General features: G+C 73.0%; 20 protein-coding genes. 5 read left to right on the forward strand and 15 right to left on the reverse strand.

Annotated features, from left to right (window positions below):
- Window positions 1–25 precede the first annotated feature (25 nt).
- The 3 genes from Pen02_RS37160 to Pen02_RS42710 form a co-directional block, all read right to left on the reverse strand.
- A complete protein-coding gene (locus Pen02_RS37160; protein ID WP_203870866.1) occupies window positions 26–1,195 on the reverse strand; it encodes an FG-GAP repeat domain-containing protein in 1,170 nt (389 codons plus the stop codon).
- An 81-nt stretch (window positions 1,196–1,276) separates the two neighbouring features.
- The gene (locus Pen02_RS37165; RefSeq protein WP_203870867.1) at window positions 1,277–1,510 is read right to left on the reverse strand and encodes a hypothetical protein; all 234 of its coding nucleotides are present in this window, start codon (window positions 1,508–1,510) and stop codon (window positions 1,277–1,279) included.
- A gap of 107 nt (window positions 1,511–1,617) precedes the next feature.
- Window positions 1,618–4,674 (reverse strand): AfsR/SARP family transcriptional regulator, encoded by a 3,057-nt coding sequence (locus Pen02_RS42710; protein ID WP_203870868.1) that lies wholly within the window; start codon window positions 4,672–4,674, stop codon window positions 1,618–1,620.
- A 253-nt stretch (window positions 4,675–4,927) separates the two neighbouring features.
- Here Pen02_RS42710 and Pen02_RS37175 point away from each other — a divergent pair, with 253 nt between their 5' ends.
- Both Pen02_RS37175 and tsaA read left to right on the forward strand, forming a co-directional pair.
- The gene (locus tag Pen02_RS37175) at window positions 4,928–5,452 is read left to right on the forward strand and encodes a calcium-binding protein (RefSeq protein WP_203870869.1); all 525 of its coding nucleotides are present in this window, start codon (window positions 4,928–4,930) and stop codon (window positions 5,450–5,452) included.
- Window positions 5,453–5,638: 186 nt separating this feature from the next.
- Window positions 5,639–6,076 carry a tRNA (N6-threonylcarbamoyladenosine(37)-N6)-methyltransferase TrmO gene (tsaA, locus tag Pen02_RS37180; protein ID WP_203870870.1) on the forward strand — a complete coding sequence of 146 codons (438 nt, stop codon included), beginning with the start codon at window positions 5,639–5,641 and terminating at the stop codon, window positions 6,074–6,076.
- Here tsaA and Pen02_RS37185 read toward each other — a convergent pair.
- The 11 genes from Pen02_RS37185 to pgsA form a co-directional block, all read right to left on the reverse strand.
- A complete protein-coding gene (locus Pen02_RS37185; protein WP_203870871.1) occupies window positions 6,073–6,399 on the reverse strand; it encodes a cold-shock protein in 327 nt (108 codons plus the stop codon). The two genes, tsaA and Pen02_RS37185, sit on opposite strands and share 4 nt — an antisense overlap.
- A gap of 13 nt (window positions 6,400–6,412) precedes the next feature.
- Window positions 6,413–6,604, reverse strand: a complete 192-nt coding sequence (locus tag Pen02_RS37190; RefSeq protein ID WP_203870872.1) for a DUF397 domain-containing protein — start codon at window positions 6,602–6,604, stop codon at window positions 6,413–6,415.
- Window positions 6,591–7,373 carry a helix-turn-helix domain-containing protein gene (locus Pen02_RS37195; RefSeq protein ID WP_203870873.1) on the reverse strand — a complete coding sequence of 261 codons (783 nt, stop codon included), beginning with the start codon at window positions 7,371–7,373 and terminating at the stop codon, window positions 6,591–6,593. The genes Pen02_RS37190 and Pen02_RS37195 overlap by 14 nt, the downstream gene beginning before the upstream one ends.
- A gap of 1,132 nt (window positions 7,374–8,505) precedes the next feature.
- Window positions 8,506–9,075, reverse strand: a complete 570-nt coding sequence (locus tag Pen02_RS37200) for a hypothetical protein (RefSeq protein WP_203870874.1) — start codon at window positions 9,073–9,075, stop codon at window positions 8,506–8,508.
- A gap of 140 nt (window positions 9,076–9,215) precedes the next feature.
- Window positions 9,216–9,965: a YebC/PmpR family DNA-binding transcriptional regulator gene (locus tag Pen02_RS37205; RefSeq protein WP_203870875.1), complete on the reverse strand. Its 750-nt coding sequence runs from the start codon at window positions 9,963–9,965 to the stop codon at window positions 9,216–9,218.
- A 174-nt stretch (window positions 9,966–10,139) separates the two neighbouring features.
- Entirely contained in the window at window positions 10,140–10,763 is a 624-nt protein-coding gene (gene pdxT / locus Pen02_RS37210) for a pyridoxal 5'-phosphate synthase glutaminase subunit PdxT (RefSeq protein ID WP_239141905.1), read from the reverse strand.
- A 107-nt stretch (window positions 10,764–10,870) separates the two neighbouring features.
- Entirely contained in the window at window positions 10,871–11,749 is an 879-nt protein-coding gene (gene pdxS / locus Pen02_RS37215; RefSeq protein ID WP_203870971.1) for a pyridoxal 5'-phosphate synthase lyase subunit PdxS, read from the reverse strand.
- A 264-nt stretch (window positions 11,750–12,013) separates the two neighbouring features.
- Window positions 12,014–12,517, reverse strand: coding sequence for a hypothetical protein (locus Pen02_RS37220; RefSeq protein WP_203870876.1), 504 nt, complete (start codon window positions 12,515–12,517; stop codon window positions 12,014–12,016).
- A gap of 114 nt (window positions 12,518–12,631) precedes the next feature.
- A complete protein-coding gene (locus Pen02_RS37225; protein ID WP_203870877.1) occupies window positions 12,632–13,792 on the reverse strand; it encodes a glycosyltransferase family 4 protein in 1,161 nt (386 codons plus the stop codon).
- A gap of 11 nt (window positions 13,793–13,803) precedes the next feature.
- Window positions 13,804–14,778 carry a phosphatidylinositol mannoside acyltransferase gene (locus Pen02_RS37230; protein WP_203870878.1) on the reverse strand — a complete coding sequence of 325 codons (975 nt, stop codon included), beginning with the start codon at window positions 14,776–14,778 and terminating at the stop codon, window positions 13,804–13,806.
- A gap of 87 nt (window positions 14,779–14,865) precedes the next feature.
- Entirely contained in the window at window positions 14,866–15,495 is a 630-nt protein-coding gene (pgsA, locus tag Pen02_RS37235) for a phosphatidylinositol phosphate synthase (protein WP_203870879.1), read from the reverse strand.
- Between the two features lie 251 nt (window positions 15,496–15,746).
- Here pgsA and Pen02_RS37240 point away from each other — a divergent pair, with 251 nt between their 5' ends.
- Window positions 15,747–17,912, forward strand: a complete 2,166-nt coding sequence (locus tag Pen02_RS37240; protein WP_203870880.1) for an elongation factor G-like protein EF-G2 — start codon at window positions 15,747–15,749, stop codon at window positions 17,910–17,912.
- A gap of 17 nt (window positions 17,913–17,929) precedes the next feature.
- Here the strand turns inward: Pen02_RS37240 and Pen02_RS37245 are convergent, their stop codons facing one another.
- The gene (locus tag Pen02_RS37245) at window positions 17,930–18,919 is read right to left on the reverse strand and encodes an aldo/keto reductase (RefSeq protein WP_203870881.1); all 990 of its coding nucleotides are present in this window, start codon (window positions 18,917–18,919) and stop codon (window positions 17,930–17,932) included.
- Between the two features lie 88 nt (window positions 18,920–19,007).
- Between Pen02_RS37245 and Pen02_RS37250 the strand changes: the two genes are divergently transcribed.
- Window positions 19,008–19,673 (forward strand): hypothetical protein, encoded by a 666-nt coding sequence (locus tag Pen02_RS37250; RefSeq protein WP_203870882.1) that lies wholly within the window; start codon window positions 19,008–19,010, stop codon window positions 19,671–19,673.
- A 30-nt stretch (window positions 19,674–19,703) separates the two neighbouring features.
- Window positions 19,704–20,597 (forward strand): bifunctional DNA primase/polymerase, encoded by an 894-nt coding sequence (locus Pen02_RS37255; protein WP_203870883.1) that lies wholly within the window; start codon window positions 19,704–19,706, stop codon window positions 20,595–20,597.
- Window positions 20,598–20,777: the final 180 nt, after the last annotated feature.

Genomic DNA, 20,777 nt, shown 5'->3' on the forward strand with positions numbered 1-20,777 from the left:
CGTGACCCTCGGGCGGAACGCCGGATCAGCCCGCGTTGCGGAGCACCAGCAGCCCGTGGTTGTAGTCGGTCAACACGGCGTCGACCCGGCCGTCGCCGTCGACGTCGCCCAGGGCCAGCCCCTGCGCCGGATAGTGGCTGGCGTACGGCAGGTACTCGTACACCGGCGTGCCGAGGGTGCCGTCCGGCTGCTGCGGCCAGGTGCTGAGCGCGTAGTAGCCGCCGTGCGGCAGCACCACGTCGTTGCGCCCGTCACCGTCGACGTCGGCCGCCTCCACCGTCTCCGGGTTGTCGTACGCCCGCTGGACGACGGGGCTCGCCAGGCCGCCGCCGGCGGTCTGGGTGAAGACCTGGAGCTGGGACCGGGGCTGGTTCCAGCCCAGCGTCACCACCACGTCGGAACGCCCGTCCCCGCTCACGTCGGCGACCTCGATCCCGCCGATCACGGTCGCACCGTCGTCGGCTACGACCTGGCCACGGCTCCAGCCACCGGCGGCGGTACGACGATAGGCGTTGACCTGCCGGAGCCCCTGCCCGACCACGTCCGCACGGCCGTCGCCGTTCACGTCGCCGACCTCGACCTGGATGCTCGGGTCGGTGGTCACCACGGACGGGGTGAGCGTCCCGTCCGCACCCCGGACGAGTTGCTCGATGCCGAGGTGGCCGCCCGTGACGAGATCGGCGTCACCGTCGGCGTCGACGTCAGCGGCGACGACGGCCCGGGCGGCCCGGGAGCCGGGCACGATCCCCCGGCTCTCCAGCGTCCCGGCGGCGGTCTGCTGGAAGATCTCCACCCCGGCCAGGGTGGCCAGTGCGACGTCGAGCCGACCGTCGCCGTCCCGGTCCAGCAGGGCCACCCCGGCGCCGCCACCGTCCTGGTAGACCAGGCGCGTCGGGTACCGGATCGCGGCGGCCAGCGAGCCGTCGGCCTGCTGTGCGAAGACGAAGAGCTTGTAGTCGTTCTCCGGGTCGAAGTGGCTGCTGCTGGTGAGCACCACGTCGGCCCGGCCGTCGCCGGTCACGTCGCCGATCGTGACGCTCTCCGGGGTCGTCGACCCGGTCGGGATGGCCTCGACCGGTTGGAAGAGTTCGGATGCCCGGACCTGGTTGTCCGTCCCCGCCGCCGCCTCGGCCGGCCCGCCGGTGGCGAGCAGCGCGGGCAGCAACAGCAGAGCGGACGCAGAGCGAAGCCGCATATTTTCCCCCATGTATGGAAAGTTGACCCGAGGAGTCAACCAGAAAGTCGCCGGTCCGGCGACCCTCCACACTGGAGCGCGTCACTGTCGCCGGGCGGTGCGGGCCGGATCGCCGTTCCGGCGGAACAGCGCGCACTCCGGCGCAGCCACCACCGGCACGGCCAGCCGGGCCGCCGAGTGCCGGGGCTTGTCGCTGGTGGCGGAACCGGTGGCGGTCAGGCTGCCGGCGGTGGGGCCGGCGACCAGCGTGCCGGCCAGGCCGAGGCCCGAGACCACGATCGCCGCCACCAACGCGCGCGGGTGAGAGCCTGCCATCAGTCGACCCCCTTCCGGGTACGCCCACAGCCAGCCTGACGACAACCACTGGACAGCGACTGGACGACCGCTGAACCTCACCCCTCCCCGGCCGGGCGGTACCCCCCTCAGGCGTGCCGATCGGGGACGTCGAGCCGGTGCAACCGGGCGCCGACCTCGGCGGCGTCCGGATGGTGCAGTTGACGCAGCAGGTCCAGCGCCTGCCGCCAGGCGTGACCGGCCCGCTCGGGGTTGCCCGCCGCCTCCTCGGCGTCGCCGAGCTTGGCCAGGGTGTCGGCCTGCTGGTAGCGCGCCCCGAGATCCCGGAACAGGTCGAGGGCCCGGTGGTAGCAGGCGACCGCCTGCCCGTGCCGGCCCAGATGGTGGTACGCGAAACCAAGACTGTCCCAGGTGGTGGCCTGACCGTGCCGGTCACCGAGCCGGCTGAGTTGCCGCAGCGCCGGTTCGCAGCAGACGATCGCCTGCTCGTGGTCGCCGAGCAGCGAGTGGAACCAGCCGACGCTGTTCAACGCGTTCGCCTGCCCGCTGTCGTGCCCGGTCGCCCGGTGCAGTGCGAGGCTGCGCCGGGCGTACTCGAGCGCCTCCCGGTACCGCCCCCGACGCTCGAAGACCCGCGCCAGCACGTGCTGGGTGTACGCCTGACCGACCCGGTCGTCCAGCCCGACGAAGAGTTCCAGCGCCTCCCGCAGGTGCCGGTCCGCCTCGTCGTAACGGCCGAGCTGGAGATAGGCGCGGGCCAGCAGGCGGTGCGCCTGCGCCTGTCCCGCCCGGTCCGCCAGCCGGTCGGTGGCGGCCAGCGCCGCCCGCTGGGCGACCACCTGGAGATCCCACCGGCCCCACCGGTCGAAGAACACGGTCAGCGTCCGGGCGAGCTGGCAGCGGTGCCGGTCGAAGCCGGGCCCGCCCGGCTGCTGGACGGCGGCCAGCAGCACGGTGTGCTCGGCGGCGAACCACTCCAGGGCCGGCCCGTGCCCGGTCAGCCGCTCCGGCGTCACGCCCGGCCGGGCCGGGGCCGGGCTGACCGGGTCACGGTGCGGGTCGAGCAGCTTGGCAGCGGTGTGCGCGGTGTGCAGGTAGTGGTCCAGCAGCCGGTGCCGGGCCTCCTCCCGGGCCGGGCCGGGCTGCCCGGCCCGCACCTGCTCGCCGGCGAAGAGCCGGACCAGGTCGTGCATCCGGTACCGGTCCGGCAGATGCTCGTGCAGCAGGTGCGCCCCGGTCAGCTCGCGCACCAGCCGGCGTACCCGGACGACGGGCAGGCCGGCCAGGCTGGCCACCGCCGGCAGGCCGACATCGGGGCCGGGGGCGAGCCCGAGCAGCTCGAACAGCCGGGCCGCGTCCGCCGACAGGGCCCGCCGGGAGCAGGCCAGCACCGCCCGCAGGTTGGCCGCGAGTTCCCCGGCGTCGAGCGCGTCCAGCCGGGTACCCTCCTCGCGCAGCTCACCGGCGAGGCCGCGCAGGGAGAACCCCGGATCGAGGGCGGCCCGGGCCGCGACGATGCCGAGCGCCAACGGCAGGCCGGCGCAGTGGCGTACGAGTTCGTCCACCGCCTCGCCCTCGGCGGCGACCCGGGTGGCGCCGAGGTGGCCGGTGAGCAGGTCCCGTGCCTCCGCGCCAGCAAGCGCGTCGAGCGCGAGCGGTCGGGCGCCGTACCCGGTGAGCAGGCCGGCCAGCCGGTTCCGGCTGGTCACCAGGACCGCGCAGCTCGGCGTGCCGGGCAGCAGCGGGAGTATCTGCTCGGTGTCCCGGGCGTTGTCCAGCAGCACCAGCATCCGGCGGCCGGCGATCAGGCTCCGGTACAGGCCGGTCTGCGCGTCCGGGTCCGGCGGCACCGACGCCGCCGGTACGCCGAGCGCGTCCAGCAGCGCCCGCACCGCCACCGACGGCGGCACCGGCTCGCTCGCCGGGTCGAACCCGCGCAGGTTCAGGTAGAGCTGCCCGTCCGGAAAGCGGGCCAGATTCTGGTACGCCCACCGGACCGCCAGCCAGGTCTTGCCGATTCCGCCCAGGCCGCCGATCGCCGAGATCACCACGGTCTCCGGTCGCCCGTCCGGGCCGGCCGTCATCGCCCGGTCCAGGTCGGCGAGTTCCCGGCACCGTCCGGTAAACGACGGCGGTGGCGGCGGCAACTGTCGGGGTACCGGGGTGGTAGCCGCGCGCTGCCCGGCGCCGGCACCGCTCCCCTCCCGGACCTCGACCACGCTGAGCTGCCCGGAAGTGCCGCCGGCCCCGTCCCGAGGCTCGACCACGCCGAGCTGCCCGGCAGTGCCGCCGGACCCGCGCTCGACTGACGTGACCGGGGCGGGCCGGTCCGAGCCGGATCGCGGGGTGGGCAGGGTCAGGGCCGGGTCGCCGGTCAGGATCTGCCGGTGCAGCCGGCACAGCGGGGCGCCCGGATCGGCGCCGACCCGGTCGGCCAGGAGCAGCCGGAACCGGTGGTAGTGCTCGAGCGCCTCGGACTGCCGGCCGGACCGGTAGAGCGCGACCATGAGCTGTCCGCAGAGCCGTTCGTCCAGCGGATGCTCGGCGGCGCGTACGGTCAGCTCGTCCAGCAGTTCGGTGTGCCCACCCCGGGCGAGGACCAGCTCGTTGCGGGCCAGTTCGGCACCGAGCCGCTGCCGGTGCAGCGCCACCCGGAGATCGTCGAACCACGGGGTGTCCAGGCCGGCGAAGGCCTCCCCGTGCCACAGCGCCAGCGCCTCCCGGTACAGCGCCTCCGACCGTACGGCGTCCGCACCGGGCCGGGCCTGCGCGCCAAATGACGCCTCCCCGCCCGGCGACGCCTCCCCGGCGGGCCAAGCCTGCCCGCCGGGCCAGGCCGCCGCTACGGATCGGGCCTGCCGGAGCAGGTGCTGGAACCGGTGCAGGTCCACCGCCATCGGATCGACCGCGAGCAGGTAACCGGCCGGCTGTCGTACCGGTCCGGGGTGGTCGGCGGCGGCAAGCGCCTGGCGCAGCCGCGACAGGTAGCCGTGCAGCGTCTCCCGGGCCCGCTGCGGCAGCCGCTCCCCCCAGGCCCGGTCCAGCAGCCGCTCGACCGGCACCGGCCGCTCCGGCTCGACCAGCAGAGCCGCCAGCACGCACCGCTGCCGGGCGTGTCCGATGTCGACGACACGTCCGCCGACCCGCACCTGCACATCGCCGAGCACGCGGAACTCCACCGCCATCTCGACCACCGCCCCTGTCCCCCCGGGCGGCCCGTCCGGGTACGCCGAGCACGGCTGCCGGCGGTCCGCCTGCGGGCCATCGTCGCCCGCGGATCGACGGGCGGCCCCGGCTCTGTCACGCACCCGACCGGGCGACCACCGTCGACAGCGCCGTGACCAGCGGATCCAAGGATCGCCGAAGTTTTACCGCGTACCGGCGTCCCATCCTGTTCCACACCTGTCCAACACCTCGGACCACTGAAGGGACAACGGCATGCACCTCACCACCAGATTCGCCGCGTTCACCGGCGCGGTCCTGTTGATCACCGGTGGCCTGGCCGCCGGCGCCGGACCGGCCGGCGCGGACGACGACCCGCCACCCCAGCAGGCCTGCTACGCCGCCGTACCGACGATGGTCGGCGGTGCCGGCAACGACATCCTGCTCGGCGGCCCCGGGCCGGACGTGATCGACGGCCAGGGCGGCAACGACACCATCCTCGGCCTCGGCGGCGACGACGTCATCCTGGGCCGGCTCGGGGCGGACACCATCGACGCCGGTGCCGGCGACGACCTCGTCTGCGCCGGGCCGCAGGACGACCAGGTCAACGCCGACGAGGGAAACGACACCGTCTACGGCGAGCCGGGCGACGACGCCGTCTGGGCCGGCGAGGGCGACGACAGCATGTTCGGCGGTGACGGCGACGACTTCCTCTCCGGCGAGGCCGGGAACGACCAGGGGGCGGGCGGAATCGGCGTCAACTTCTGCGCCCCGTCCACCGAGGTCCAGGTCAACTGCTGAAAGCCGGGCACGCCCGGTGGCGGATTTCCGCCACCTCCCGAGCGGGACGGCGCGACGCCGTCCCGCTCGACGCGGCGGCGGCTCGGCGGGCAGGGCGGTAGGCTCGGCCGACCATCCGGAGAGGCCGGTGGACGAGACGGCGTACGCGACCCGCAGCCGCCGCCGAGCGTCCGGAGAGGAGCAGGCGTGACGCGGAGTTCCGGCAGCACACCGTCGGCGTCCTCCGACGTACGGCCGATCGGGCGGGTCGAGTCCCCGCTGGTCGACCGGGCGTCGGCGCCGAGGCAGGGCGACGAGGGCTCGCCGGAGGCGTGGCTGGTCTTCGAGCCCGAGGTACGCGACGGGCTGCGCGACCTCCGGGCCGGCACCGACGTCCTCCTGTTGACCTGGCTCGACCGGTCCCGCCGGGACGTGCTGGTGGTACGTCCCCGGGGCGACACGAACCGGCCGCCGACCGGAGTCTTCAGCACCCGGTCCCCGGACCGGCCGAACCCGATCGGGCTGCACCGGGTACACCTGCTGGAGATCGACGACCTCAGAATCCGGGTAAGCGACCTGGAGGCGCTGGACGGCACCCCGATCCTGGACGTGAAACCGGTGCTCGACCGGGACACCGAGCGCTAACCAGCCGCGCCAGGTCCGGTGGGCGGGTCGTCGTAGGTGATGGTCACGTAGCTGGTGTACGCCCCCGGCGCGTCCCGGTCCGGCTCGCGGTCCGGCGGCTCCGCCGGGCCGTCGCTCCAGACCTTCGTGGCCCGGTACGCGAAGCCGTCCTGCCCGGGTGCCTCCGCGTGGAACCAGACCCGCTGCCCCGGCGCCAACGTGCGGTAGCCGGGGGCGGCGATGGCGGAGAAGTGCACCCAGCAGCCGCCGGGGGTCTCGGGGGCGTCGAGCACGCCCCATCCCCGGTCGGCGTCGAAGTCGCGTACCAGGCCGACGATGGTCACCGCGGATCGCCGGTCAGTGGTGCGACTTCGCCAGGCTGACGAACGCCTGCCAGGCGGCCGGGCCGAACGTCAGCGTGCCGCCGTCCCGGTCCTTCGTGTCCCGGACCAGGACCCGGCCGGGAAGGTTGTCGGCCACCTCGACGCACGCGCCACCGTTCGAACCACTACGACTGGACTTCCGCCACGTCGGTTCAGTTGTGCTCATCGATAATCCTCAGGATCAGGTCTCGGGACAGGCCACACGGAAGCGCGAGGCCACTCAAACTCTCCCACGTCCGGTCGAGTTCGCGGATATCCTCGGCGTCCGCTACGGTCCGTCCCCGCAACTGGTCGTCCAGGTAACCGAGGCGAGGACTCCCGGCCCCGGGCAGGCTGGCGACGACGAAGGCGCCGGTCAGGCCGGCGTGCAGGCCGGCTGACATCGGCAGGATGCGGACCTGCACGTTCGGCGCCTCGCCGGCTTCGACGAGGTGCGCCAACTGCTCCTTCATGAGCGCTCCGTCGCCGTAGCGCAGGGCCGCCTCGCTGATGATCGCCACGAGCGTCGGTGGATCGTCACGGTCGAACGCGGCGACTTGGCGAGCGATCCGCGCGGTGGTCAACTCGTCCAGCTTGTCCCGTCGGTGCGGCCCGACGGTGAGGATCGCCCGCGCGTACGCCTCCGTCTGAAGTAGCCCGGGGATCAGGGAGTGTTCGAACCAGCGGATCAGCGTTGCCCGCTGCTCGTTGTCGGTCCAGGGCCGCAGCCAGGTCGGCCGGGCATCGTCGCGTGCCTCCTGCGCCAAACGTTGGATCTCGTCGCCGGTCTTGAACAACTCGTCCAGCAGCCGCGCCGTATCCGGCTGGGGAATCATCCGCCCCTGCTCGAAAGAGGCGATCGAGGCGCCGCTGAGACCGACGACCGCCCCCACCTGATCGCGGGTCATCTTCGCCCGGTTTCGCTGTTTCCTGAGGACTTCCCGTACATCGCTCATGTACTCCACCCGACTCCAGCTCAACTCGCAAGGTTCCAGCAGGACTCTGTTCCGTTCATATTCCGCTCCTAAGGCGTTCTGGTCCAGGGTGGACTTCAGGCGAAGGATTCATTGCGTGGCGGCCCACGAGCGTTCCGGGAGTGTGGCTGCAAAGACCCGCTCCATGGCGGGTCGCCTCCGCCGACGGGGGCGGGGATGGCTCGGGGCGTACCGAGCTGCCCCGCCCCTTCTCCCACCCGCTTCCCGAGGGGCAGAGAGGTGACCCGAATGAGAATCCGCGAGGTACGACGCCATTGCCGGGCGTGGTGGCTGCGCTGGCTGTTCTGTCGCTGCGGGCGCCGCTGGCGCTGCCCCGCCTTGACTCGATCGGCATCGGTTCCGCCGGACCGCGCCGCATTCCGGGCCGGGGTTCGGCACTTCCAGACCGAAGCCGCGATCGTTCGCACGGCTGCGACCGCGCGGCAGGCCCAACCGGCCCCGGGAAACAACCAAGCCAACCGCTACTACGGGTGGAACGGGCCGACGTGGGCGCGGCCGGCGTTCGATGCCGGTCGGCCGGGTGATCTCACTCCGGCACAGCGGCACCGGGCCCGGCACGCCGAGCGGGTGTAGACCGTGATCGGGCCGTGGGTGCGATGGCATCGGCACGTCGCCCGACGGCGGTCCCTCCCGCGTAGGCGCGTGGCGGCCGGGCAGCACGTCCCCACGGACACCTACGCGTGTCGAGAATGCGAACACGACTGGCCCTGTCAGGACGCCCGCCTGGCTCTGCTGACCGGGTTCCACGGTGACCGGGTGGGGCTGATGATGTACCTCGCCGCACACCTCGCCCGCGCCCTGGAAGCGCTGCCCGACCGGCATCCCGCGCTGATCGTCGGCCAGATCATCTACTGGGTGCCACGCCGACGCTGAGCAGCTTGCCTCATCACCCGACACCCGCCCCGGGCCGTCATCTCTTCCCCCACAGCATGGCGGCCCGGGGTGGGCCGACGGTGGCCGGAACCACCACCGTCGACAACGGCCGCCCGGAGGCCAGCAGGTTCTACCGCCACTTCCACAGCGAAGGCGCCCGTCGAGTACGACCGGGCTACTTTCTCGTGAGCGTGGCCGGCCGGCGCTGTCTCCGGTTGCCTCACCGCCGGCCGCGTCGGCGGCGTCGCGCACCCCCGCCGCCCCACCGCTGCGCCGTTCTCGTGCGTCCGCGACGGCCTTTCGCCGGTGAAGGCGCTGCGGCGTCGCGCGGGCTGACCCACCACCCGAAGACCATCCCGGCCAGGACCAGGCAGAAGGTGCCGACGATCAGGCTCTGCTGCCACTCATCGTCCGGCGGCCACGCCTTCGACGACCCCGGCCCGACCACCCGAGCGTCAAGGGCGAGCGGAGATCCCGCCACACCCGGGTCCTCGTCGAAGTGGCTCTCGTACCGGACCCCGCTGAGCCGCAGCCTGCCGTCGCTGGAAACGAAGGTGCCGTGACACCACCACGGGTTGCCCTTGCCCCACTCGTCGAGGGCGCACCGGTCGACCGTCAGGGTCCCACCGACGCCCCACTTCTGGGCCCGCAAACTGTCGACGCCGGCGCTCAGCGGCGTCAAGGCGAGGAAGAGGAAGAAGCCGACAACGGCCACCCCCACGAGGTTGAACCACCCTTGGTCCCACACGTGGTCCACCCGCCGTAGCAGTGCCCTGCCTACCCGCGACATGCCGGCCACGGTAGGTGGTCCCCGCGAGCCCGGCACCCGTGCAGATCCGCCAAAACACGGCCGGCGCGTGCCCGGCTGGTGTTCCCCGGTTTCCCGGAGTCTCCGAGCTACCGGGGGAACCTCAAGGTGACGTCGGAGTACTAGCTGAGTTCCGCGAGCATCTCGTCGGAGACGTCGAAGTTGCCGTAGACGTTCTGCACGTCGTCGGAGTCTTCCAGCGCGTCGATCAGCTTGAACACCTTCCGGGCGCCGTCCTCGTCCAGCGGTACGGTCACGCTGGGCACCAGCGAGGACTCGGCCGACTCGTAGTCGATGCCGGCGTCCTGCAACGCGGTCCGGACGGCGATCAGGTCACCGGGCTCGGAGACCACCTCGAACGCCTCGTCCAGGTCGTTGACCTCCTCGGCCCCCGCGTCGAGTACGGCGAGCAGCACGTCGTCCTCGGACAGGCCGGCCTTCGGCACGATCACCACGCCCTTGCGGGAGAACATGTACGACACCGAGCCCGCGTCCGCCAGCGAGCCGCCGTTGCGGGTCAGCGCGGTGCGTACCTCGGTCGCGGCCCGGTTGCGGTTGTCGGTCAGGCACTCGATCAACAGCGCGACGCCGCCCGGGGCGTACCCCTCGTACATCACCGTCTGCCAGTCGGCGCCGCCGGCCTCCAGGCCGGAACCGCGCTTGACGGCCCGGTCGATGTTGTCGTTCGGCACCGAGTTCTTCTTCGCCTTCTGGATGGCGTCGAAGAGGGTCGGGTTACCGGCCGGATCGCCACCGCCGGTACGCGCCGCGACCTCGACGTTCTTGATGAGCTTGGCGAACATCTTGCCGCGCTTGGCGTCGATGACCGCCTTCTTGTGCTTCGTCGTCGCCCACTTTGAGTGGCCGGACATACCTGACCTCCATTGCTACCCGGCGTCTGTGTCGACGGCACCGCGCGTTTTCCACGAAGAACTGCCGAACCCGCGGCAATCCTACCGACGCCGGTCCGGCGTATTCACGCCCGGCACGGGTCGGATCAGCCGGTTCCCGCCCGGCCGTCCCGATCCGGGCCTGTTCCGGGTCGGTCAGCGAGCGGACTCGCCGGCCCGGCCGACAAGATCCACGAACCACTGGTGCAGCCGGCGGTCGCCGGTCAGCTCCGGATGGAAGGCGGTGGCGACCGCGTTGCCCTGCCGGACCGCGACAATCCGGCCGGCCGCCGGCCCGTCGGTCACCCGGCCCAGCACCTCCACCCCGTCGGCGACCCGCTCGACCCAGGGCGCCCGGATGAAGACGGCGTGGAAGCTCGGCCCGGGAATGCCGGTGATCTCCACCGGCGCCTCGAAGGAGTCGACCTGCCGGCCGAACGCGTTCCGCCGGACGGTCATCTCGATGCCGCCGAAGCTCTGCTGGTCGGGACGACCGTCCAGCACCTCGGTGGCGAGCATGATCATCCCGGCGCAGGAGCCGTAGACCGGCATGCCCGCGCCGACCCGCTTGCGGATCGGGTCGAGCAGGTCGAACGTCTCGGCCAGCTTGCTGATGGTGGTCGACTCGCCGCCCGGAATCACCAGGGCGTCGACCTGCTCCAGTTCCTCCGGTCGGCGTACCGGCCGGGCGACCGCGCCGGCCTCGGCCAGCGCGGCCAGGTGCTCCCGTACGTCGCCCTGCAACGCCAGCACCCCGACGGCAGAAGACCGCGCGCTCACCGAACCACCAGCCGCTCGCGACTGCGGGGCTCGCAGACCCGGCTCACTCCTCGCGCTCACCAACCCGCCGTCCGCTCGCGACTGCGGGCCTCGCAAACCCGGCTCGCTCACCAACCCCGCTCCGCGAGGCGGTGCGGTACCGGGATGTCGTCGACGTTGATCCCGACCATTGCCTCGCCGAGTCCGCGCGACACCTTGGCCAGCACGTCCGGGTCGTCGTAGAAGGTGGTGGCCTTGACGATCGCGGCGGCCCGCTGTGCCGGGTTGCCGGACTTGAAGATCCCGGAGCCGACGAAGACGCCCTCCGCGCCGAGCTGCATCATCATCGCCGCGTCCGCCGGAGTGGCGATGCCGCCCGCGGTGAAGAGCACCACCGGCAGCTTCCCGGTCTCGGCCACCTCCCGGACCAGCTCGTACGGCGCCTGCAACTCCTTGGCGGCGACGTACAGCTCGTCGGTGGGCAGCGAGCCGAGGCGGCGGATCTCGTCCCGGATCTTCCGCATGTGGGTGGTCGCGTTGGAGACGTCCCCGGTGCCCGCCTCGCCCTTGGAGCGGATCATCGCCGCGCCCTCGGTGATCCTGCGCAGCGCCTCGCCCAGGTTGGTGGCGCCGCAGACGAACGGCACGGTGAAGGCCCACTTGTCGATGTGGTTGGCGTAGTCCGCCGGGGTCAGCACCTCGGACTCGTCCACGTAGTCGACGCCGAGCGCCTGGAGCACCTGGGCCTCGACGAAGTGGCCGATCCGGGCCTTGGCCATCACCGGGATGGAGACCGCGGCGATGATGCCGTCGATCATGTCCGGGTCGCTCATCCGGGAGACGCCGCCCTGGGCCCGGATGTCGGCCGGTACCCGCTCCAGCGCCATCACCGCGACCGCCCCGGCGTCCTCGGCGATCTTCGCCTGCTCGGGGGTGACCACGTCCATGATCACGCCACCCTTGAGCATCTCGGCCATACCCCGCTTGACCCGCGCGGTGCCGACCACTCCGGTGGCGCTGACGGTCTGCTCCGCAGCGGCGGTCGACTGGTCGGAACCGGACTTGGCGGTGGATTCGGACACGACGTTTTCGCTCCTCGGCAGTGGTGTGGGCGGGTGAGGTCCGGACTCGATGCTACGCGGGGTGCAACGCCGGACCGACAGCCAATCAGACCCCGGGTGGCCTGCCCTGTGGCCCGCCTCACGCCCGGTACACGCCCCGGTGCAGGCCCGGTGCGTGCCGCAGGCGGCCGGGGCACCGGCCGGGGCGGGTCAGCCGACGGAGAGTTCGGGGCGGGTGTTCAGGGTCGGGTCGTCGATGTCGAAATAGCGCGGGCGCTCGTGCTTACGGGACATCCGGAACAGGCGTACGAGGGGGCGGCGGCGCAGGAACAGCGCGTCGCGTACCAGGTCGGTGTGCACCTGCCGGGCCAGTACCAGCCGCCGGCTGGCGCCGATCACCGCCGCCGCGGCCGGCTCCTCCGGGTCCAGCGGGCTGCTGCGCAGTTGCCGGGTCAGGTCGTTCTCGGCGGCCTCCCGCTCGTCGACCTCGGCGTCCAGTGCGATCCGGGACGCCGCATACAGCTCGACCGCATATCGCTCCTCGGCCAGCACGGCCGCTGCCGCCGCCCGGCGGAGCAGGTGCGCGTCGAGCGCGCGGGCCGCCGACTCCACCCGGACGTGCAGGCGGTCGACCCGGGCCGCGATCCAGGTCAGGTACGCCGTTGCCAGGACGACCGCCGCGACGACGCCCACCACCCACCACATGCCCGGCATCGTAGTGCGGCCCCACTTCCGTCTCCCTGGCACGTCACCGGCGCCACCAGCGTCACCGGCGTCGCCCGGGTCACCACCGTCACCGGCGCCGCCGACGTCACCGGCCGGTCCGGCTCAGGCCGGTCCGATCCACTCCTCGTCGAACACCCGACCGTCGGTGGCCTCGATCGCGGTGGCGTACACCTCGAGGACCCGGCGGGCGACCACCGGCCAGTCGAAGGCCCCGACCACCTCCCGGGCGCAGGCGGACAGCTCCGCCCGGCGCGCCGGGTCGTCGAGCAGGCCAGCCAGGGTGTTCCGCAGCGCCACCGCGTCCCCGGTCGGGAACAGCTCCCCGGCCCGGCCGCCGTCCAGCACCCGGCGGAAGGCGTCCAGGTCGCTCGCCACCACCGTCGTCCCGGCGGCCATCGCCTCGGTCAGGATCATGCCGAACGACTCGCCCCCGATGTTCGGTGCGACGTAGAGGTGCACGCTGCGCAGCATGCGCGCCTTGTCCGGCTCGGAGACCTGGCCGAGGAAGGTGATCCGGTCCCGCAACCCCTCCGGTACGCCCTCGTGCAGCTCGGCCACGTCACCCGGGCCGGCGACCAGCAGCCGCAGCCCCGGCCGCTGCGCGGCGAGCGACACGAACGCCTCCCGGAGCACCCCGAACCCCTTCCGGGGCTCGGTGAACCGGCCGAGGAAGCCCAGCGTGCCGCCCTCGCCCGGACCGCACGGGCCGGGCCAGCCGGGCAGCGGCTCGGCGTCGGCGAACTTCGCCACCGCCACCCCGTTGGGGATCTCCACCGCCCCGCCGTCGAGGTGCTCGACCTGGACCTTGCGGGCCAGCGCGCTCACCGCGATCCGGGCGGTGATCCGCTCCAGCACGAACTGCAACACGCCCTGGGCGGCGGCCAGTGCCCGGGACCGGGTCATCGCGGTGTGGAAGGTGGCCACCACCGGCCCCCGGGCGGAGAGCACGGCGAGCAGCGAGAGGCTGAGCGCGAACGGCTCGTGCACGTGCAGCACGTCGAACTGTCCCCGGGCCAGCCAGCGGCGTACCCGGGCGGTGGAGACCGGCCCGAAGGTGATCCGGGCGACCGACCCGTTGTACGGGAACGGCACCGATCGCCCCGCCGACACCACGTACGGCGGCAGTGGCGAGTCCTCGTCCGCCGGTGCCAGCACGCTCACCTCGTGGCCGAGCCCGATCAGCGCCTCGGCGAGATCGATCACGTGGTTCTGCACCCCGCCCGGGACCTCGAACGAGTACGGACACACGATCCCGATCCGCACTGCGCCTCCCCTCAGGCCGACTCGGAGATCGACGGTGTGCCCGTCGTCCCCGGACCTGTTCCCGCCGCTCCGGCGGCCACTCCGGTCGACCCGGCGGCCCGGCCCGGCTCGTCGATCCAGACCCGTTGCAGCATGTGCCAGTCTTCCGGACGCCGGGCGATGCCCTCGGCCAGGTGGTCGGCGATCCGCTGGGTCAGCGTCCGGACCCGCTGGTCGAGCGGGCCGCTGTCCGGCGCCGGCACCTCCAGCGGCCCGGTCAGCCGACCCCGTGGACCGGCCGGGTCGTACCAGAGGGCGGCCACGTAGAGCGGGGCACCGGTCCGGATGGCCAGCAGCGCCGGACCGGCCGGCATCCGGGCCCGGCCGTCGAAGAACCGCACCTCCACCCCGCGCGCCGACAGATCCCGGTCGGCGAGCAGCGGCACGAGGTGACCGGCGGCGACCCGCTCGGCCAGCACGTCGAAGGGTGCCCGGGCACCGCCGTGGGTGGGCAGGATCTCCATGCCGAGCCGGCGCCGGAAGTCGAGGAAGCGTTCGTACACCCCCTCCGGCTTGAGGCGTTCCATCACGGTGGCGATCGGCCAGCCGTTCGCGGCCACCCAGGCACCGGCGGCGTCCCAGTTGCCGGAGTGCGGCAGCGCCACCACGGCGCCCCGGCCGGCCGCCATGTCGGCGGCGAGCAGGTCGGCGCCGTCGAGCTGGAAGTCGTCACGAAGCTGCTCCCGGCTGCGCGACGGCAGCCGGAACACGTCGAGCCAGTACCGCGCGTAGGAGCGCATCCCCCGCCGGACCAGCTCCTCCAGCTCGGCCTCCGGCAGCTCGGGGCCGACCACCCGGCGCAGGTTGGCGGCGAGCCGGACGGTCCCCCGGTCGCGCTTGCGGTAGCCGTAGTCGGCGGCGGCCCGGAACAGCGCCGCGGCGGCCGGCCGGGGCAGCGCGCGGACGATCCGCCAGCCGGCCAGGTAGGCGAACTCGACCGGAGTCACCGGCCGGCCCGCCGCGCTGTCACGCGGCCACCCGCCCGGTCACGCGGGCCCGCCCGGGCCGGTTCGCGCGCCCGCGCGTCGGCCGGGTCACACGCCCACGCCCGACTCGGCGCGCTGCGCCTGCCGGTAGACGTGCGTCATCCGCTGCCCGACGGTGAAGACGGAGACGGCGGCGAGCAGCCAGAGCGCGGTGACCAGTGCCCAGTCCAGCCCGAGGCCGGTGAGCAGCCCGCCGACCCCGACGATCAGCAGCCGCTCGGTCCGCTCGGCGATCCCGACGTTGCAGGTCATCCCGAGCCCCTCGGCGCGGGCCTTGACGTACGACACGAGCCCGCCCGCGACCAGGCAGATCAGCGCGGCGGCGACCCCGACGTGGTTGTTCTGGGTGGCCAGCCAGTATGCGACGGCGCCGAAGACCGCGCCGTCGGAGACCCGGTCCATGCTCGAGTCGAGGAAGGCGCCGAACCGGCTCGACCCGCCACTCATCCGGGCCATCGTGCCGTCGAGCAGGTCGGTGAGGGCGAAGAAGGTTACCACCAGTGCCCCGGCGACCAGGTAGCCCCGGGCGCCGAGCACGACCGATCCGACCACCACGCCGAGCGTGCCGGCCACGGTGACGGCATTGGGAGTCACCCCGACCCGCAGCAGGGTCCGGGCGATTGGTTCAACGACGCGGGTCATGCCGGCACGGGCCGACACCTGGAAGATCTTCGCCATGGCCGTCCCACCATAACGGGCGGCGAACGGCGGCGGTACGCCCGGTGGCGCATAGTTCACGCCGCAGGCTTGTGTCACGACTTGTACGGGTGTGAGATCGGAGCAGGAGACGTGACGTCGCTCACCTGTTCCCCGCCACGTCGCCGACAGCACGGCAGGCCACCCGAGGATATCGCCGCGGAGTCGCCAGGGCAGCTCCCCCGTCGCGCGCGGCGGTCGCCACCAACCACCGGCTTAGGGAGGTGCGCCCGATGGCGCAGAAGAGTTCGGAGAAAGGGGTCACCGGCCCGGCGCCGGTGGTGGACGAGCCCGGCAGGGTTCGCAACGTGGTGCTCGTCGGCCACTCCGGCGCGGGGAAGACAACCCTGGTCGACGCCCTGCTGGCGGCGACCGGCACGATCTCGCGGCCAGGTTCGGTCGTCGACGGCACCACGGTGTGCGACCACGATCCGGCGGCGGTACGCCAGCAGCGTTCGATCAGCCTGGCCTGTGCGCCGCTCCAGCACGACGACGTCAAGGTCAACCTGTTGGACACCCCCGGCTACGCGGACTTCGTCGGCGAACTCCGGGCCGGACTGCGCGCCGCCGACGCGGCCCTCTTCGTGGTGTCGGCGGTGGACGGGATGGACGGGGCCACCGCCGCGCTCTGGCAGGAGTGCGCCGCCGTGGGGATGCCCCGGGCCGTCGCGGTGACCCGGCTCGACCACCAGCGGGCCGACCTCGACGAGACGGTGGCGCTCTGCCAGCGGGTCTTCGGCGACAACGTGCTGCCGCTCTACCTGCCGATGCTCGACGACGAGGGTGTCGACGTGGTCGGTCTGATGGGGCTGATCACCCGTCGGGTCTTCGACTACTCCGCCGGACTGCCGGCGGCGGTCCGGGATCCCGACCCCGAGCACCTGCCGGCGATCGGCGACGCCCGCAACGAGCTGATCGAGGGCATCATCGCGGAGAGCGAGGACGAGACCCTGCTGGACCGCTACCTCGGCGGTGAGGAGATCGAGGTCGAGGTCCTGATCGACGACCTGGAGAAGGCGGTCGCCCGGGGGCACTTCTATCCGGTGGTGCCGGTCTGCGCCGAGACCGGACTCGGCATCGACGTGCTGCTGGAGCTGCTGACCTCGGCGTTCCCGACCCCGCTGGAACACGACCTGCCCACCGTCACCGGCGTCGACGGCTCGCCGCAGCCGCCGCTGACCTGCGACCCGGACGGCCCGCTGGTGGCCGAGGTGGTCAAGACCACCATCGACCGGCACGTCGGTCGGGTCTCGCTGGTCCGGGTCTTCTCCGGCACGCTCCGACCCGACCAGGTCGTACACGTCTCCGGGCACGGCATGGCCGAGCGCGGCCATCCGGACCACGACGCCGACGAACGGATCGCGCACATCTACTCCCCGCTCGGCACCGCGCTGCGCGAGGTGCCGCACTGCGTGGCCGGCGACATCTGCGCGATCACCAAGTCGGGTACGGCGGAGACCGGCGACACCATCTCGGCCAAGGACCAGCCACTGCTTATCGCGCCGTGGGAGATGCCCGAGCCGCTGCTGCCGGTGGCGATCGTGGCGAAGAGCCGGGCCGACGAGGACGCGCTGGCCAAGAACCTGGCCCGGCTGGTCGCCGGGGACCCGACGATGCGACTGGAGCGCAACCCGGAGACCCACCAGCTCGTGCTCTGGTGCATGGGCGAGGCGCACGCCGAGGTGGTACTCGACCGGCTCCGCGGCGGCGGGGTGGACCTGGAGACCGAGCCGGTACGGGTGGCGCTGCGGGAGACCTTCGCGGTGGCCTCGAAGGGGCACGGCCGGCACGTGAAGCAGTCCGGCGGGCACGGCCAGTACGCGGTCTGCGACATCGAGGTGGAGCCGCTGCCCCGGGGCGACGGCTTCGAGTTCGCCGACCGGGTGGTGGGCGGCGCGGTGCCGCACAACTACATCCCGTCGGTGGAGAAGGGGGTACGCACCCAGATGGGCCGGGGCATCGTCGCCGGCTATCCGGTGGTGGACCTGAGGGTGACCCTGGTGGACGGCAAGGCGCACAGCGTCGACTCGTCGGACGCCGCGTTCCAGACCGCCGGTTCGCTGGCCCTGCGCGACGCGGCGGAGAAGGGGCAGGTCACCCTGTTGGAGCCGGTCGACGAGGTGGTCGTCCGGGTGCCCGACGCCAACGTCGGCGCGGTGATGAGCGACATGTCCGGGCGGCGTGGCCGGGTGCTCGGCACCGAGCCGGACCCGGCCGGCACCGAGCACACCCTGGTCCGGGCGGAGGTACCGGCGACCGAACTGATCCGGTACGCCGTCGAGCTCCGCTCGATGACCGCCGGTGGCGGCACCTTCCGGCGCTCGTTCGCCCGGTACGAGCCGATGCCGAGCCACCTGGCCGACCAGATCCGCAAGGAGCACAGCAGCAGCGGGCGGTGAGCCGCCGCCCCCGGACGCTATGCCCGGCCGAGCAGGCGCTGCACCTCGGCGACCTGGTCGGCCGGCAGCGGGCCGTACCCGAGCGCGCCGACGTTCTCCTCGACCTGGGCGACCGTACGGAAGCCGGGGATCGGCACCGTCCGTTCGCTGCGGGCCCAGAGCCAGCCGAGCGCGCCCTGGGCGAGGGTACGGCCGTCGGCGGTGAGCGCCTCGCGGACCGCGGCGACCCGGGCGAGGAACTCCGGAGCCGGGCGACCGTCCCGGAACCAGTCCAGCCAGGCCGGGGCGATCCCCCGGACGTCGTCGGCCGACAGCGTCGACGACTCGGTGAACTTGCCGGAGAGCAGCCCCATCGCCAGCGGCCCCCGGTTGACGCTGGCCAGGTCGTACCGCTCGCAGACGGCCAGCACCTCCGGCGCGTCCTGCAACACCGAGCAGGAGTGCTGGACGGCGGTGCAGTGCGTACCGTCGGCGCCCCAGGAGGCGGCCCGGTCGGGAAGGTCGGTGCTCCAGCCGTACGCCCGGATCCGGCCCTCGGCGACCAGTTCCTCCAGGGTGCCGAGCAGCTCGGCCGCCCGGTCGACGGCGAGATCGCCGAGATGGAGCTGGTAGAGGTCGATCCGGTCGGTGTCCAGCCGGCGCAGCGAGGCGGTCACCGCCCGGCGAAGGTATCCCGCCGAACCGTCCGCCCCGGTCATCTGCCGGGTGGCCTCGTCGTGGGTGTAACCCCACTTGGTCGCGATCACCACCTCGTCGCGGTGGCCGGCGAGGGCGCGGGCCAGGATCCGTTCGCTGTGCCCGGTGCCGTAGACGTCGGCGGTGTCGAAGAACGTGACGCCGAGGTCGACGCCGCGCCGGATCGCCCGGATCGACTCGTCGTCGTCCACCTGCCCCCAGCCGAGCGGCTGGGTGCCCTCGTGCCAGGGGCCGCCGACGGCCCAGCAGCCGAGGCCGAGGGCGCTCACCTCGATGCCGCTGCGCCCCAACACGCGTGTCTTCGCATTCATGTCGGTAAGCGTTCCACATCTTCCGGGGGCGGCGGGGCCGTCGGTAACCGGGTGGACTCCATCCAGGACGGTTGTAGATCATCGGTGGATGAGAATCGGAATAGACATCGGTGGAGTGATCGTCCAGCAGGTGGACCGGCTCTACCCGGACGACCAGCCCACCGGTCCGGAGCCGGCGCCGGACCCGGCCACGGATTCGGCACCGGAGACCGGGACGGCGACGGCAGCCGGGACGGCACCGCAGACAAAGACGGAGACGGCAGCGGGGACGGGGACGGCGCCGGAGACGGGGACGGAGGGCGAGGACACCGCGCTGCTCGCGGACTTCCGGCGTACGCCGCCGATGCCGGGGGTGTTCGAGGCGCTGGCCGCCCTGGTGAGCGAGATGTTCGGCGAACACGTCTACCTGGTGTCGAAGTGCGGTGAACGGGTCGAGCGCCGGACCGGGCTGTGGCTGCACCACCACGACTTCTACCGGCGTACCGGGATCCGGGTCGAGAACGTGCACTTCTGCCGTACCCGACAGGGCAAGGCACCGATCGCCGCCGCGCTCGGCCTGACGCACTTCGTCGACGACCGGTTGGAGGTGCTCTCCTATCTGGAGACGGTGCCGCACCGCTACCTCTTCCGCCCCCGCGAGCACGAGGTACGCAGCTTCCGGGCCCACCTTCCGGCGGTGCACCGGGTCGAGTCCTGGCCGGAGCTGATGGCACGGATCGGCGACTCCGATCAGACAGGTGTTCGAATATCCTGACAGTGGGTATCCGGCCGGAAGGAGGTCGGGATGGCACCACCGACGCGCGTCGCACCGCTGCTGCACGCCGCGCTGGAGTACGCCGCCGCCGGCGTACCCGTGCTGCCGCTGCACTCCCCGACCGCGACCGGCTGTAGTTGCCGCCGGCCCGACTGCGACCGCCCCGGCAAGCACCCCCGCTGGCACCGCCACCTGCTCCGGCACGGCCTGCACGACGCCAGCACCCGCCCCGAGGTGATCCGGCGGTGGTGGACCCGCTGGCCGGAGGCCAACCTGGCGTTGCGTACCGGTGACCGGTTCGACGTCTGCGACGTGGACCGGCCGGACGGCGCCGCCGCGCTACGCGCCCTGGTCCGGGATCGGCGGTTCACCGGCCCGGTGGTCCGGACCGGCTCCGGCGGCTGGCACCTCTACCTGCGCCCGACCGGCGCCGGCAACCGCAGCGGGCTGCTGCCCGGCGTCGACTGGCGCGGTGCCGGCGGGTACGTCGTCGCGCCGCCGTCCCGGCACGCCAGCGGCCGGGACTATCGCTGGATCCGCCCGCCCGGCGTCGCGCTGGCGGACTGCCCGCCGGAACTGACCGCGCTGCTCTTCCCACCCGCCCCTGCTGCCCGGTCCGGGAGCGACGGCTCGGGCACCACCGACCGGGTGCGCGACCCCAGCCGGTACGCCAGCGCCGCGCTCGCCGCCGAGGCCGGCACCGTCGCCGGTGCGGTCGTCGGCACCCGGAACACCACGCTCTACCGGGCCGCGTACCACCTCGGTCAGCTCGCCGCGGCACACCTGCTCGACGAGCACGACATCCTCGTCGTACTGGCCGACGCCGCGCACCGCAGCGGGCTCGGCCGGTACGAGATCGACCGGACGATCCGGTCCGGGCTGCGTACCGGCCAGCGGCATCCCCGGCACGGCCTCGCCGCCTAGGTGTAGCGCCCGGTCGTCCCACGGCCCCGCTCGGCGACTTCACCTGCACCGAGGCAGCAGCTTGGCGATCGGCGCGGAAGCCTGCCGGGACGGCCGGTCGAGGCCGGCTGGCCACCGTCGGCCTCCGTACGACCGGGTCGGCCGGGCCGTCCGAGAGAACGAAACAGCAGGTCGTCGACT

Source organism: Plantactinospora endophytica (assembly GCF_016862915.1).
GTDB lineage: Bacteria > Actinomycetota > Actinomycetes > Mycobacteriales > Micromonosporaceae > Plantactinospora > Plantactinospora endophytica.